This is a genomic window from Paenibacillus sp. RU5M, assembly GCF_900221055.1.
In the GTDB taxonomy this organism is placed as follows: Bacteria; Bacillota; Bacilli; order Paenibacillales; family Paenibacillaceae; genus Paenibacillus; species Paenibacillus marchantiae.
The window spans coordinates 53260-69065 of record NZ_OBQM01000007.1; the positions used below are offsets into that span (position 1 = coordinate 53260).

Consider the following 15806-nt stretch of genomic DNA (forward strand, 5'->3'; position numbering starts at 1 on the left):
TGGTTTTGAATACTTCTCTACCGAATAAAGGCGGAAATCAGGGAGTTGCTCCTGGTTCAGCATCTTCTTCCGGGTTATCCGGAATGAAAGGCACGTACGTATCAGCCTCTAGCATCGTGATTTTCCCTGGCCGTTCCGTCTCAATGACCTGGTTGAGATACTCTACCTTATCGGACAATAGAGAAACAGTTGTAATCACTTCAAACTGTGACTTGGTATACATCCGAATCTGATCCGGGAATGAAGGTGTAGGATTCGGAATAATCTCTGAAATATCCGTCGTTAGTTCATTCGGGATCTTGGCCAACGCTTCACTCAGCTTGGCCTTGAGCGGATCGTCCGCCTTCCACTGGGTCAAAATCGGTTTCTCAACCGCAACGCCAATGGTGGCAGGAACCGTTAAGCTTGTCCCGCTTGCCAGTATGGCTTTTAGCGTACCGTCAGAACCAAGTTCATACGCAACCGTTGGATATTCCTGCACCTTGATAAGAATAGTACCCGGAAATTGTTTATCCACAGTTACGGTTGATATAGCCTTGATCGTTTTCAGTCGCTCAATCACATCAGCAGAGGTTGTCCCAAAAAACTGTTCGCCCTCCTTCAGACCGCTTTTCTCCAGCAGTTCCGAAGTTGTTGTGTATACATTACCCGTAATCTCAATTGCCGAAATCCGACTCATCGAAGAACGAAAAAAAAGTACAGCAAGTAATACAATAAAAAGAAGTAAAAGAATAAATACGATTTTACGGCTTGTGTTTCGTTTGGGCCGATTCTTCTTCAGAACCGGAATTTGACTTTTAGGCATAGGTCGCGCTCCACAAAGCCTCCGGCCCCCTTCCCTTAAGAAGGGGACTCAAAGGACGTTAATTGGCAAAATCCAGCTGCTTCGAAACGGGGGACTGTCGCTCAACCGAAGCTCCAAGACTCTGAAAGAGCTTCTCGATACGATCGTACCCTCTATCAATATGATGTACTTGCTCCACAACCGTTTTTCCCTGGGCAGCAAGGCCAGCAATGACTAGTGCTGCACCTGCACGCAGATCGGTTGCTTCCACTGTAGCCCCGTACAAACGGGGAACGCCACGGATAAATGCTGCATTCATGTCTACCGAAATATCGGCTCCCATGACATTCAGCTCATCCACATGTTTGAACCGACCCTCGAATACCGTTTCCTTCATCACACTGAAACCGTCTGCCAGACTGAGCAGCACCATAATTTGCGACTGCAGGTCTGTTGGAAATGAAGGATACGGAGAAGTCACAATGCGGTCTACTGATTTGGGACGGCTCATACAGCTCACCGTCATTATATCATTGCAGACTGTGATTTGAACACCAGTACGCTTCAACACATGTATAAGGGAAGTAAGATGAGCCGGATTGCAGTGTGTAAGCGTTACATTCCCTCTCGTTGCTGCGGCTGCAATCATCACCGTTCCTGCAACGATCCGATCAGGTATAATTTCGTAAGAACAAGGCTTGAGTTTCTCCACACCATTAATGGTGATCGTATCCGTTCCAGCACCGATAATCCGTGCACCCATTGCATTCAGAAAATGTTGCAAATCCTGTATCTCAGGTTCTCTGGCTGCATTAAATATCGTTGTTGTACCCTCAGCCGTAACAGCAGCCATCATAATATTTTCTGTGGCTCCTACACTGGGGAAATCCAGATGAATGTCTGTACCCACCAGCTTGCGCCCGCGGCATATGATCTGCTGATCCAGCTCTTCAATCGAAGCTCCGAGCGTCTCAAGGCCCCGAAGGTGAAGATCAATTTTACGTTCCCCAATGGCACAGCCACCTGGCTGGTACACGGATACTTGCCCAAACTTAGCCAGTAATGGTCCCATTAAAAAAATGGAAGAACGCATCTGCTTCATGAGATCCTCAGGCACATCATATGACCGGATGGACGATGTATCTATCGTCACTGTTCCCTGTTCATGCCGACACGTGCATCCAAGTCGTTCCAGGATATACAGCATCACTTCAATGTCCAGCAAGTGTGGAACGTTGTGCAGCGTAACTTCTCCGTCTGCCAACAAACTTGCGGCCATAATCGGTAAAGCGGCATTTTTTGCTCCATGGATGCGTATGGATCCTGAGAGGGGTTTCCCGCCTTCAATCACCAATTTGTCCAATGTATCACCTCCGGGGTTTACCGTTCACCCACTACGAAGACTTCCGGTACCAGGTTAATACCGTTTTGAGATGATATAGTGTTCTGAATCTGCTGCATTAGGGTGATAACGTCCTCTGCTGTTGCTTGGCCTGTATTGACAATGAAATTGGCATGCATGGTGGATACCTGTGCGCCTCCTTGAGTCATACCCTTTAGCCCCGCTGCTTCAATCAGGCGGGCGGCATGATCACCAGGTGGATTCCGGAACACGCTGCCAGCACACGCCATCTGCAGTGGCTGTGTACGGCGTCTACGGTCTTTATAAGCGGCCATCGATTCCGAAATGACTTTGCGTTCTCCCTGCTGGAGTGCAAATGTAGCCTCCAGCACGATACCTCTCCGGTCATGAAGAACAGAGTGGCGATAGGCAAATTCCATGTCCTCCTTGCTGTAACGTACCAATTCCCCTGTCTCCAGTACAATCTCAGCGGATTGAAATATCCGTGACACATCCGATCCATGGGCACCAGCATTCATATATACGGCTCCGCCGACCGTTCCGGGGATGCCGCTACCAAATTCCAAACCGGTCCACTCTTTCTTTGCAGCAACAACACTGAGTTTAACAAAGGAATGTGCCGCTCCGGCAGTTACCCCGCCCTCGTGAAATTCGGCATAATCAAAGCCTTCTCCCGGTTTCACGACAACTCCGCGTATTCCCTTGTCAGACACCAACATGTTTGAACCCCGTCCAAGCTGCATCCATGGGATCTGATGCTTGTGCAGCAATTGAATGAGATTGATCATCTGCTCCTTGTTTTCCGGTATGACCAGCGCATCTGCAGGACCGCCGATCTTCCATGTGGTGTATTTGGCTAGCGGCTCGTTTTCAAGAACTTTGCCGACATTGTTCTGGGATAGTAACGATATCCACTGCTGCATATTAACATCCTCCTTTACTTCAAAACCGATGAGCACGGCAGTTTTCATTGCTGCAAGCCGTGTTGCGGCGCCATGGAACGATTGTCACGATTTATAGGGTATCTTATGTCAGTCCCGCCGTGTGTGTGACAATCGCCCAAAACGCACTTTAACGCCCTGCAGCAAGACGCCGAATCTCGCCCACAAGCACCTCGGCTGCATCAGGTTTCCCCAGTTCCCTGGAGGCTTCCGCCATCCTTTTGCGCGCCGCTTCGTCATTCATAATTCCAGCAATCGCTTTATATAGCGCCTGGCCTGTCAGATCCTTCTCCAGCATCGTAAGCGATGCACCACCACCCTCAAGTGTACGAGCATTCGCCTCCTGATGATTATTCGTCACGTTAGGTGACGGAATCAGAATGGATGGAATACCTAGAGATGTAATCTCGGCAAGGAATGATGCCCCAGCACGATTTACAATCAGCGACGTGCATGCAAGAACCTCAGGCATGTTGTGTACGTAGGGCAGCACATGCAGATGATTTGGCATCGTTCCAAGGGAACTGCGAATCGCTTCACGCGTTTCATCAAAATAAGAATCACCAGTCACGTAGACCACGTGCACATCTTCAAGCTTGGCCAGCATCGGTGCCATATCCACCATGGCTTTATTGATTGCTTTCGCACCACGGCTACCACCAACCACAAGAACAACTCGGCTGTCCATCGGTACACCCAGTGTCGCAAAACCACGATCACGACTAGCTTGAGCTACCGTTGTAGCCCTTGGATTGCCAGTATACACAACTCTTTTGGCTCCAGAGAATGCTTTCTCCGAACCCTCAAAACTAACAGCTACCGTGTCCACATACCGGGTAAGGAACTTGTTAGTTAACCCGGGAATGGCATTCTGTTCATGAATGACACTTGGAATACCAAGTTTGGCTGCTGCATATACGACAGGCCCACACACATAGCCCCCCGTACCGATGACAACATCGGGTTTGAATTCCTTGAGCATTTTCTTGGCTTTGCGAACACCTTGCAAAAATCTCATCACAGTCTTCACGTTGTCAAAGGACAATTTCCGGCGAAAACCTGTAATGTCAATCGATTGAAACGGAATATTCTCTTGTGGCACCAGTTTACTTTCCAGTCCACGGGTACCACCGATATATAAAAATGTCGAGTCGGGATTCTCCGCCTCACATTGCCTTGCTATAGCAACGGCCGGATAGATATGCCCACCGGTACCGCCGCCGCTTAGAACGACTCGCATCGTACATTCACCTCGCATAACGGGATAAGTTCAATAATATGCCTAGCGCTGTCAACATCAAGGTCAGAGATGAACCGCCATAGCTGATGAGCGGGAGCGTAATCCCCGTAACCGGCATAAGCCCGATCACGACACCAATGTTGATAATGACCTGCACAGCCACCATACCCACAATGCCTACACCCAGAAGGCTGCCAAAAGCATCCGGTACCGTCATCGCTACGCGCATCCCTCTCCACACCAGGACCAGAAACAGCAATAATACAATCATTCCACCAATGAAGCCTAGCTCTTCTGCCAAAATGGAAAAAATAAAATCCGTTTGTGGCTCGGGTACGTAGCTGTATTTTTGTCGACTCATACCCAGCCCCAAGCCCGCAAGTCCTCCAGGGCCGATCGCATATAAAGATTGAATAATCTGATATCCGGCACCAAGTGGATCAGACCACGGGTCCAAAAAAGCCGTTATTCGCTGCAATCTGTAGGGAGCTGCCGCAATCAGTCCGGCAAACCCTGCTATACCGCCGAGGGCAAGCAGTGATAGATGTTTCATCCGTGCTCCTGCTGTGAAAATAATCAGCATCGATGCACCCATCATCACGGTGCCTGTCCCCAAATCGGGCTGAAGCATAATAATACCAAAGGCCAAACCAATCAAGCCGAGCGGTGGCAGAAGCCCCGTCGTGAACGTTTTGATTTTGCCAGGTTCCTTGCTTAACCAGTGAGCGAGAAACAGGATCATACCCAGTTTCATGAATTCTGAAGGTTGTATGCCGAACGAGCCAATGCCCAACCAGCTTCGTGCCCCTCCGCGAACCACTCCGATGCCAGGAATCAGCACCGCAATCAGCATTATAAAACAGGCAATCAGTATAGGCTTTGCATACTTTCTCCAGACCCGGTAGTCCACATTTGCCGTAACAAACATGGCAGCAAGTCCAAGTCCGGCGAACAGCAGCTGTCTTTTGACAAAGTAAAATGAATCACCGTAGTCATGAAAAGCAAGCACCGAGCCCGCACTGTATACCATAATAATGCCGATGGCAAGCAATGCCAGAATACAAATTAGGAGCCAGAAATCCGGCGCCGGTCGCGTCTGTTTCATCAGGAGGCCACCCCTTGCATGGAAGTAGGGGCTTTTCCACCCCCCTACTTACAAGTTATGCGCCGCCTCTTTAAAAATGCGTCCCCGCTCTTCATAGGAAGGAAACATGTCCCAGCTTGCACACGCCGGTGATAACAAGACCACATCACCTGGGGCTGCAAACTGTGAAGCTTCCTGCACGGCAGCGGTTAACGTCCGAGCAGCGTCCTCCTCATTATCGACGACCTTAATTTGCTTTAATCCCGCCAGTTCCGCGACCTTGGCAATTTTCTCTCGTGTCTCTCCAAGAGCAACCACAGCTTTCACGCGCTCCTGGAATAATGGCAGCAATTCCATCATGTCTGAACCACGATCCAGTCCTCCGGCAATGAGCACGACCGGTTCCTTGAAGGAGTTCAGCGCCATTACGGTTGCTTTGGAGTTGGTCGCTTTGGAATTGTTGTAATAGCCCGCTCCATTATGTTCAAGTACATATTCAAGACGGTGTTCAACCCCCTTGAAGTCAGCCAGAGGCGCAGCAAGCACAGATGGATCGGCTCCAGCGGATACAGCAATAGCTACTGCTGCCAAGGCATTTCCCACATTAAATCGTCCTGGTATTCCGATGTCTTCCACATCAATAATGACATGATGGTTGCCCTCACCGTCTGCATAGATCACCTGGCGCTTCACATCATCCTCTTCCCCATCCACGTATGGAGGATCGGCATATACCCCTGCTTCAAGCTTCTCTGTCAGCGAGAATGGGAGCAGTCTTGCTTTAATATAAGGAACCAGTCCGCGACATACCGGGTCATCCCAGTTCAGGATAGCTACATCCTCCGGTTGCTGGTTGGAGAACAATTTGGCTTTAGAAGCCACATAATCATCCATGTCCCCATGGTAATCCAAATGAGTCTCCGCCACGTTTAGCAAACTTGCAATGCGTGGACGGAAATCGGATGTGCCTTTCAGTTGGAAACTGCTAAGCTCCACCACCATCCAGTTATCCGCAGAAGCCTGCTCTGCCGCCTCACACAATGGCGTTCCAATATTACCGGCAACGATTGGTTTCAAACCGGCAAGCTCCAACATGTTGCCTACCCACGTTGTTGTGGTTGTTTTCCCGTTAGAGCCCGTGATCCCGATCATAGGCGCAGCGCATAGATGGTAAGCTACCTCCACCTCAGTCACCACTTCTATGCCTAAGGCAAGTGCCTGTTGCACAGGAGGTGCCTGATAAGGAATGCCCGGATTTTTGACTACAAGCTTCACATCACTATGAATCAGGTCGTCCGGATGTCCCCCGCATACAACAGAAATTCCCAAAGCCTCCAATTCGGATGCTTCGGGACACTGTTCTCTCTCTTTTTTATCATTAACTGTAACGATTGCGCCGGCACGATCCAGTACTTTGGCGACCTGCACGCCGCTTTTGGCCAGTCCAAGCACGACCACTTGTTGTCCACGATATGATTCAGGATGATTCATTGTTTACAACCCCTTGTTGAGATAAAGTCCAAGAGCGGCCAAAATGGCACCTACCGCCCAAAAAGTAATGACAACTCGCCATTCCGACCAGCCACTCAGTTCAAAGTGATGATGAATCGGGCTCATTTTGAATACGCGTTTGCCACGAGTTTTGAAAGATACTACTTGAATGATAACGGACAGGATTTCGATGACGAAAATACCGCCAATGATGACAAAAAGAAGTTCTGTCTTCGTCACAATGGCGACGGCACCAATCGCACCACCAATTCCGAGTGAGCCTGTATCTCCCATAAACACTTTGGCCGGGTGTGCGTTATATACCAGGAATCCAAGTACCGCACCAATCATCGCCGCCGCACATACCGCTGCTGGCATGGATGTTGCCTGCATCGCCACAATGGCAAATGCCCCAAATGCGATGGCGCTCACGCCGGACAGCAAGCCGTCCAGACCATCGGTAAAGTTAACTGCATTCGTGATGGCAAGCATCATGAATACCACAAACGGATAGTAGAACCATCCCGTCCAGTCGAAGGAGACTGATGTACCTGGAATCGATATGGCTGTGCTGTGTCCATTCTGAATCAGCAAGTAGCACATCACTGCACTGAAGAACAACTGACCAATCATCTTTTGTCTAGCCGTCAGCCCCAGTGAACGTTTGAATACAATCTTGATGTAGTCATCCAGGAAACCAATCAGACCGAAGCCGAGTGTAGCCACCAGCAGGACGTAAAAGTCCGTATTTTTGACCGCTGAAAATTTCAAAAAGGCCAATGTGAACGCGAGTAAAATAACTACTCCGCCCATTGTAGGTGTTCCGCTTTTTTTCAGATGGCTCTGTGGCCCATCTTCCCGAACCTGCTGTCCGAACTTCATTCGACGCAGCAATGGAATCAAGAGCGGTGCGGCAATCACCGCCAAAATAAATGAAACACCGATTGTTAACAGTAATACCTGAAAATCCATGGGTTCACCCCTCTAGTCTACTCTATTCTGTAATGGAGCTATTTTTAGCGCTTCGACCACATCCTCAAGCTTCATGCCTCGGGAGGCCTTAAACAAGACAACATCTCTGGATTGGAGATTCTTCAGTAGATATCGGGTCAATTCTTCCTTGCTCTCAAAAGTGTGTACGGCTTCTGCTGGCATGTTTTGTCTTGCTCCTTCTGCGATACTCGCAGATAAAGGGCCATAAGCCAGCACCATATTCATTTTGTCGGGTGTAATATATTCACCGATTCCCCGATGGAGCTCATGCTCCTGAGGCCCTAGTTCTAGCATATCACCGAGCACGGCAACTTTGATCCGATACCCCTTAAGGCCCTCCAGCACATCCACAGCGGCTTTCATGGAGGTTGGACTAGCGTTGTAAGCATCATTGAGCATGGTCAAACCACTGACCCCGTTAATAATCTCGATGCGCATGCCGGTTAATTTCAGACGTGACAGTCCTGCTACAATCTGTTCAGCAGCCACTCCAAAATGACGGGCAACCGCTAATGCAGCAAGACAGTTGACCACATTATGTGTCCCCAATAATGGCAGTGTAAGAGCATCCTCTCCAGACTGCTTGGTTGTAAACGCAACCCCACTCTGTGCATTCATAATTCCAGTAGGATAATCATCGTTATCCGTCTGCAAGCCAAATGTATACCGTTGAAGTCCTTCAGGCAGCTTAGTCGCTGGCTCCGCCAGAACCTGCTCAATCAACGGTTCGTCGCCGTTGTATATCAGCAATCCACCTGGTTTCATGCCAGCAGCAATTTCAACTTTTGCCCGAGCAATCTCCAATCGAGATCCCAGTTGAAGTAGATGGGATTCACCAATATTCGTGATGATTGCGACATCCGGCTGGGCAATTAAAGATAATTCTTCAATCTCTCCTCGGCCACTCATGCCCATCTCCAGAATTACGATCTCAGTGTCTGGTTCCATGCTAAGTACGGTAAGCGGCAAACCAATATGATTATTGAAATTGCCTTGGGTCTTATGCACTTTGAACGTGGTAGACAGAATGGCATCCACAATGTCCTTTGTTGTTGTTTTACCATTGCTGCCTGTAATGCCTACAACGGAGGCCTTGTTTTCTTTTAAATAGGAGGACGCAAGCTCCTGCAATGCAACCAGGGTATCCTCCACAATAATCACAGCACCTTGAGGTGCAGCTCCATGATCCTTTTGCCATAAAGCTCCGGCAGCGCCCTTCTCTACACAGGTTTGCACAAATTCATGTCCGTCAAACCTTTCGCCAACAAGCGGGATAAAGAGACTGCCTTGAACGGGCTTACGCGAATCTGTAAATACACCTTCAACACCAACATCACCATAAGCAGCAATGTCAGTTAGTGTTCCTCCACACATCTCGGCCAATTGTGCCAATGTTCTTTTTATCAATTGGATTTGCCCCTTATCGCTTCTTTCGCTATGATCCGATCGTCAAAGTCCGTCTTGGTTGTGCCGATGATTTGATAGGTCTCATGCCCCTTGCCCGCAATCAATACTACATCGGCAGGGCTTGCCATTTCAATAGCTTCATGAATCGCCTGGCGCCGATCCACAATCATCGTATAACGGTCAGGTTGAATGGCATCTTCAATCAAGCCCTGTTCAATATCCTTGAGAATCAGATCGGGATCTTCTGTCCGCGGATTATCGGAAGTAACAAATACGATATCGCTATACTTCGCTGCAATTTTACCCATTAGAGGCCGCTTCGTACGATCTCGGTCACCACCACATCCAAATACGCAGATCACACGGCCTTCAGCAAATTCCTTCACCGTCCGCAATACGTTCTCCAGGCCATCTGGGGTATGAGCATAGTCAACAATGACTGCAAACGGCTGTCCTTCGTCAACAGCCTCAACACGTCCATCTACGCCAGGTACCGTCTCCAAACTACGTTTGATCTCCTCCAGCGGAATGTCTTCAACCAGAGCGGCAGCGATGGCAGCCATTGCGTTGTACACATTGAATTTGCCTACCATCCGTAAACGAATATCAGTGCTGCCTCTGAATGTGTCTACATGGAAAGAAGTCCCCTGCGAGGTAATTGAAATCTGGGATGCGCGTACATCCGCATTTTCCTCCATGCCGTATGTAATGACTTCAGCTGCCGTTACAGATATAAAGTAAGCTGCAGCGGGATCATCTGCGTTGATTACTGCAAATTTGCGCTTGGAAGCATCCTCGGTATATCCGTTACCCAACCGTGCAAAGAACAGTCCTTTCGCTCCACGATATTCTTCCATGGAATGATGGTAATCCAGATGATCCTGCGTCAAATTGGTAAATACAGCCGTACGGAATTCCGTCCCCTTCACCCGACCTTGCTCCAAAGCGTGGGATGAAACTTCCATAACACAACAGTCCGTGCCTGCTTGAACCATATCATTCAGACTGCGCTGTAGATCAAGTGCTTCCGGTGTAGTACCTGACATCGGGTATGTGCGCCCGTCATAGCGCATTTGAATGGTCCCGATTAATCCTGTTTTTTGACCAAAGTCACTCATGATTTTTTCAATTAAATAGGTAGTCGTTGTTTTTCCGTTGGTTCCCGTTACACCAATCATATTCATCTTGCGGCTTGGCGAGTCAAAAAAGGAATCTGCCAGTACAGCCATGGCGAAACGGCTGTCTTTTACCAGCAACTGCGGAACAGGCAGATCCAGCTCTCGTTCCACAACCAGAGCGACAGCCCCAGCGTTTACAGCCTTCTCAGCATAGTTATGTCCGTCAACCGTATGTCCTGGAAGACAGATAAACAGATCTCCCGGTTGTACCTGGCGAGAATCTGTCTGTAGGTTTTGACATTCTGTATTTGGTTCGCCAATGACACGGGCGGTTGTTAGCATTGATGAAAGTTGTTTTAAAAGCACATGAATAACCTCACTTTTTCCAAGTTTACTTCAATTTCAACAGTTCTCTGTAATCATTAATATCGTAAACACAGCCAATTAATGAAACGCAACTCAGTGCATTTTGTTGCGGTGGGGATCAAGAGCCCCATCAGGGCTCTTGTCCTTCCTCCTTGGTATGATCATGAATATCATTCAGAACATCACCCATATAGATTCGTATAGTAGAACCCTGATCAACCCGTGCTCCTGGCTTTGGAGCCTGGTTAATGACATATTTCCCACTGCCGGATTTGGCCAGCATAAAGTTCATATTCAGATCCTCATACAGGTCTTCGACCGTAGCTCCTGTCAGATCGGGAACCGTCACGATTTTGGTCTCTCCATACTTGTATTCTTTGGCTACCTGATCCTTTCGAACCGGAACATTCATATAATGCAGCGCATCCTCCAGAATGTTCTGTACGATCGGTGCGGCAACCACGCCGCCGAACTGAATTCCTTTCGGGTTATCCACCGCAGTATACACAACAATCTGCGGATCATCCGCTGGAGCAAAACCGATAAAGGATACAATATGCTCGGTAGAGGAGTAACGTCCATTGATTACCTTCTGGGCCGTACCCGTTTTTCCGCCAACCCGGTATCCATCAATAAACGCTGGACGTCCCGTACCCTTGGCGACGACACTCTCAAGTGCTTCACGTACTTGCTTGGACGTATCTTCCGAGATGACTTGACGAACCAGTTCCGGCTTGGCCTCTTCCATCACTTCACCCGTTTCGGGATGAACCCAAGCCTTTGTAACATATGGCTTGTATAGTTTACCACCATTAATAGCTGCTGACACAGCCGCTACTTGCTGAATCGGCGTAACGGATACCCCTTGACCAAAAGCAGTGGTCGCAAGCTCCACAGGACCGACCCGTGACAGTTTGAACAGAATCCCGCTGGCCTCACCACTCAGATCTATGCCTGTTTTGGTGCCAAAACCGAAGTCTTTAATATAGGAGAATAATGATTCTTTGCCCAGCCTCTGACCCAGTGCAACAAATCCAGGGTTGCAGGAGTTCTCCACGACTTGGAGGAAGGTCTGACTTCCATGGCCGCCCTTTTTCCAGCAACGCAGGCGAGCGCCTCCAACTTCAACAAATCCGGGATCATAGAACTGATCCTGCGTCAGATTTACTTTTTTCTCTTCAAGTGCTGCTGCGAGCGTAATAATTTTAAACGTTGAACCCGGTTCGTACGTCATCCAGATCGGTAAATTCCGGTTGTATACATCGGCCGGATATTGCTGATAATCGGCTGGTTCGTATCCGGGTCTACTGGCCATGCCAAGGATTTCACCCGTCTTAGGGTTCATTGCAATGGCAAGCGCCGAGTTGGCCTGGAACTTGACCATAGCCTGATCCAGCTCGCGTTCCATGATGGACTGAATCGATTTATCAATAGTCAGCTTCAGGTTCAGACCATCCTTCGGTTCCACATACTTCTCAGATGAGCCCGGCATAAGCCTTCCGGCCGCATCGGACAAGTAGGACACACTGCCATTCAAACCGTTCAGTTTATCATCATACTTTTTCTCCACACCCGTTAAGCCCTGATTATCAATACCCGTAAAACCAAGAATATGAGCCGCCAGATCATCATAAGGATAAAAGCGTTTATTATCCTCAGCAACAACGATACCCGGAAGCTTCAAATCACGGATGTGCTGAGCTTTCTCCATCGTAATTTTGCGGCCACCGGGTTGTAGTCGTACAATTAGTTCTCTTTTCTTGATGGTTGCCAGCACTTTCTCTTCGGTCATCCCCAGCAAAGGAGCCAGTGCTCTTGCTGTTGTCTCCGCTTCCTTGACCTGGGCAGGAATCGCCATAATGGTTGGTGTGGTTATATTGTAGGCGAGAGAGGTTCCATTTCGATCCAAGATCTCTCCCCGTTTGGCTGAATAAGGAATATTCCGCCGCCAAGACTCTTCCGCTTTCGCAGATAGTTCCGGTCCTTTCCCTAACTGTACATAAGCAAGCCTGATCACCAAGGCTGAGAATAACAGAACTAAAATCACTAAACTCCATAACAACCTGCGCCGCAGATTTACGCTTGACCCCTTCACGAAAAGATCCCCCCACTCGTCCCAAAATCATGATTGTGTTCAATTCATGAATATTCAGGACAACCGGGGGTTAGAACAAGCTGTCTGTGATCTCTATGGAAGCGAAGCCCCGTCCGAAGTGTTACCAGACGATTTTGTCTCATTTGAAGGTGGATTTGTAGTATCCGTTTTGCCCGTTTCTTCGGTGTTCCCCGTTCCATCAGCTGCTCCCTGATTGATAGTCTCGTCCCCTAATGCTGGATCAGAAGACTCGGGAGCTTCATCTGCTATACCGGTAACTGCCGCTTTGGCCGTCTGCAGCACAAGCTCAACCGTTCTCTGTTCGCCTGCCACCTGCTCCGTTTGCTTCACCACATATCCTTCACCTTTAACGGTTACGCTCACTTTCATGAGGGAGAGCACTTCAAGTGCATCTCGTAGAGATTCGCCAGTCAGATCAGGGATCTTCATTTTGCTGCTCTCTTCGGTCAAAAGGTAGATTCGTTGGCCAGGATTCATGGCTGCACCCGCCACAGGATACTGGCGAATGACATTTTCACCCTGACCAAGCGTCTCATAGGCAATTCCTGCGTTCAAAAGTTGGCTTCTAGCCTGTTTGGCTGTCTTTCCTGACAGATCAGGAGCTTTAGATTGAACGACCGGCGTTGTTTTTGACTTTTTGTCAGTGGTCTTTACTGTATCTTTGGGAACTCCCATGTATTGAAGGGTCTGGCTCACAATCTTCTTGAATACCGGAGCAGCTGCAGTACCTCCGCCAATATTGGAACCATCAGGCTGGTCAATCACAATTAACATCGCGATTTTGGGATTATTTACAGGTGCAAATCCGATAAACGAAACGACGTCTTTGGATTTACTGTATGTCCCATTCACAACTTTTCTTGCTGTACCCGTTTTACCAGCCACACGGTATCCTTCGATATAAGCATTGCGCCCTGTACCAATCGTTTGGTCTGCTACAACCTGTTCCAGATACCCGCTCACCAGTTTGGAAGATTCCTTGGAAATGACCTGACGAACGACCTTCGGCTTGATTACTTCTGATGTACCGTCATTCGGGTTAATAATTTCCTTTACCAGATGCGGTTCCATAAGTTTGCCACCGTTGGCAATGGCCGAAATGGCTGCTACCTGCTGGATTGGCGTTACCTGTACAAGACCATGACCATATGCTGCTGTGGCAATTTCCGATTTATAAACCAGCGGCTTGATTGGTGAAGCCGATTCACTCGGCAGATCAATGCCCGTCTTTTTACCAAAACCGAATTGGTCTATGTAATGACGTAAACGTTCACCGCCAAGCATGTTATAGCCCAGATTAACAAACGCAATGTTACTTGAACGTTTAACACCTTCCAAGTAGGAAATCCGGCCATAGGCGTGACCGTTATCACTAATTGGGTAGCCACCGATATAGACTCGCTTGGATTCAAACGTAGCATTCGGATCAAACAGCTTCTCTTCAACCGCACCCGCCAGAGTAACAATTTTAAAAGTAGACCCTGGTTCATAGATGGATTGTATCGCATGGTTGATAAAATTTTTCTGATCCGGCGTTTCCCCATACGTATTAGGATTAAAGGTCGGCCAATTGGCCATACCAAGAATCTCCATCGTATTGGGATCTGCTGCAATAACAGTCATGCTCAGTGGATTGTACTGGGCTACCGCTTCTTTCATTGCATCTTCGATGTAGTACTGAATTGTATCATCAATCGTCAGCTTCAAGTTACTTCCATTCTGCGGTGGAAGATAGTTGTCCTGGGAATCGGGCAGCTTGTACCCTTTGGCATCTTTCTGGTAGTTCAGATAACCATCTGTACCTGTAAGCTGTTCATCATAGGAGACTTCAAGTCCGTTAACCGCTTTGCCATCACGGCTCATGTATCCCAGCAGATGAGAGGCGAGCGTTTCTTCTGGATAAAATCGCTTCGACTCCTGTGTCATGACAATCGCGTTTTTAGCCTTGTAGTCATCCTGAAGTTTTTCGCGAAATTCGTCTACTTTAGCAGCGAGTTCAGGGCTAATTTTATACCCTTCACTGCGCACTTCACGTTGTTGAAAGAATGTCCCATCTTTCTTTTTGGCTGTTACAAGTGCGCGCATTTCACTCTCGCTTTTACCCAATAAACTAGATAATTTGTTAATAACCACATCTTCAATCCCAAGTTTATTAATCATCTCCGGGTTTACAGATACCGTGTAAGCAGGTGCATCTGTGGCCAGGATGTTACCATTGCGGTCTGTGATTGTCCCGCGACTGGCCTTGATGGTTTGTTCACGTTCGACCAAACCAGCTGCTCGCTCCTGCCAAATACCGCCATTAACAACCTGAATAAAGAATATGCGGGTTATTAATACAAGAAAAAAGAGGGTAATACATCCCCCTATAAGCAGCGTGCGCATCTTTATTCTTTTTACCATCGGTACACCTCTTTTGCTTCAGCACTTTGTATGGATTGATACAAAATGTTCTACTTATTTGCTGTATCCGAGGACGATTCAGTACCTGTCGAGTTCGTTGTACTTGTTGAGCGAGGTACAAAAATGACATCCTTGCCGGAAGCCTCAACGTAACCAAGTTTGCGAGCATTCTCGATGACCAGATTGTTCAGTTTTTCTTTTTCCACTTGCAGATCTGCAATCGTTTTCTCTGCTTTTCTCACGTCAGACAACGTCGTCTGTGCCTGCTTATTCAGATCATAGATGTGAGCGTAACGCGACATCATTACACCACCCACAACAATGACTGCGACCAGAGTAATCAAATACAAAAATTTCTCGCGTGCCGGAAGACCGGTACGACGGGTTACCACTTTGGTGGTTTCCTTGTACCGCTGCTGGGTCACACGTTCTTGGGACGCTTTTTCTTTCACTGCCAGATTACCACGTGTATATGCCATACTCCGACTCTCTCCTCCGCT

Annotated in this window: 12 protein-coding genes; all 12 read right to left on the bottom strand. The window is 48.3% G+C overall.

The features are described 5' to 3' along the window. Positions 1–37 precede the first annotated feature (37 nt). Complete coding sequence (locus tag CRO25_RS19930) at positions 38–805, bottom strand: cell division protein FtsQ/DivIB (protein WP_063566982.1); 768 nt, start codon at positions 803–805, stop codon at positions 38–40. A 58-nt stretch (positions 806–863) separates the two neighbouring features. Beyond that, the gene (murA, locus tag CRO25_RS19935; RefSeq protein ID WP_063566983.1) at positions 864–2147 is read right to left on the bottom strand and encodes a UDP-N-acetylglucosamine 1-carboxyvinyltransferase; all 1284 of its coding nucleotides are present in this window, start codon (positions 2145–2147) and stop codon (positions 864–866) included. A gap of 17 nt (positions 2148–2164) precedes the next feature. Further along, positions 2165–3070, bottom strand: a complete 906-nt coding sequence (gene murB / locus CRO25_RS19940; protein ID WP_063566984.1) for a UDP-N-acetylmuramate dehydrogenase — start codon at positions 3068–3070, stop codon at positions 2165–2167. 148 nt (positions 3071–3218) lie between these two features. After that, on the bottom strand, positions 3219–4328 hold the full coding sequence (gene murG / locus CRO25_RS19945) for an undecaprenyldiphospho-muramoylpentapeptide beta-N-acetylglucosaminyltransferase (protein WP_064636447.1): 1110 nt from the start codon (positions 4326–4328) through the stop codon (positions 3219–3221). A 7-nt stretch (positions 4329–4335) separates the two neighbouring features. Next, entirely contained in the window at positions 4336–5433 is a 1098-nt protein-coding gene (spoVE, locus tag CRO25_RS19950; RefSeq protein WP_063566986.1) for a stage V sporulation protein E, read from the bottom strand. Positions 5434–5481: 48 nt separating this feature from the next. Then, entirely contained in the window at positions 5482–6903 is a 1422-nt protein-coding gene (gene murD, locus CRO25_RS19955; protein WP_072734483.1) for a UDP-N-acetylmuramoyl-L-alanine--D-glutamate ligase, read from the bottom strand. A gap of 3 nt (positions 6904–6906) precedes the next feature. After that, entirely contained in the window at positions 6907–7875 is a 969-nt protein-coding gene (gene mraY, locus CRO25_RS19960) for a phospho-N-acetylmuramoyl-pentapeptide-transferase (protein WP_063566988.1), read from the bottom strand. 12 nt (positions 7876–7887) lie between these two features. Further along, on the bottom strand, positions 7888–9300 hold the full coding sequence (murF, locus tag CRO25_RS19965; RefSeq protein ID WP_079696346.1) for a UDP-N-acetylmuramoyl-tripeptide--D-alanyl-D-alanine ligase: 1413 nt from the start codon (positions 9298–9300) through the stop codon (positions 7888–7890). Next, the gene (locus tag CRO25_RS19970; protein ID WP_063566989.1) at positions 9300–10787 is read right to left on the bottom strand and encodes a UDP-N-acetylmuramoyl-L-alanyl-D-glutamate--2,6-diaminopimelate ligase; all 1488 of its coding nucleotides are present in this window, start codon (positions 10785–10787) and stop codon (positions 9300–9302) included. Before CRO25_RS19970 ends, murF begins: the two co-directional genes overlap by 1 nt. 130 nt (positions 10788–10917) lie before the next feature. After that, complete coding sequence (locus CRO25_RS19975; protein WP_053781224.1) at positions 10918–12882, bottom strand: stage V sporulation protein D; 1965 nt, start codon at positions 12880–12882, stop codon at positions 10918–10920. A 93-nt stretch (positions 12883–12975) separates the two neighbouring features. Further along, positions 12976–15306, bottom strand: a complete 2331-nt coding sequence (locus CRO25_RS19980) for a penicillin-binding transpeptidase domain-containing protein (protein ID WP_079696192.1) — start codon at positions 15304–15306, stop codon at positions 12976–12978. 50 nt (positions 15307–15356) lie between these two features. Further along, on the bottom strand, positions 15357–15785 hold the full coding sequence (locus CRO25_RS19985; RefSeq protein ID WP_072734486.1) for a hypothetical protein: 429 nt from the start codon (positions 15783–15785) through the stop codon (positions 15357–15359). Between the last annotated feature and the right edge of the window lie 21 nt (positions 15786–15806).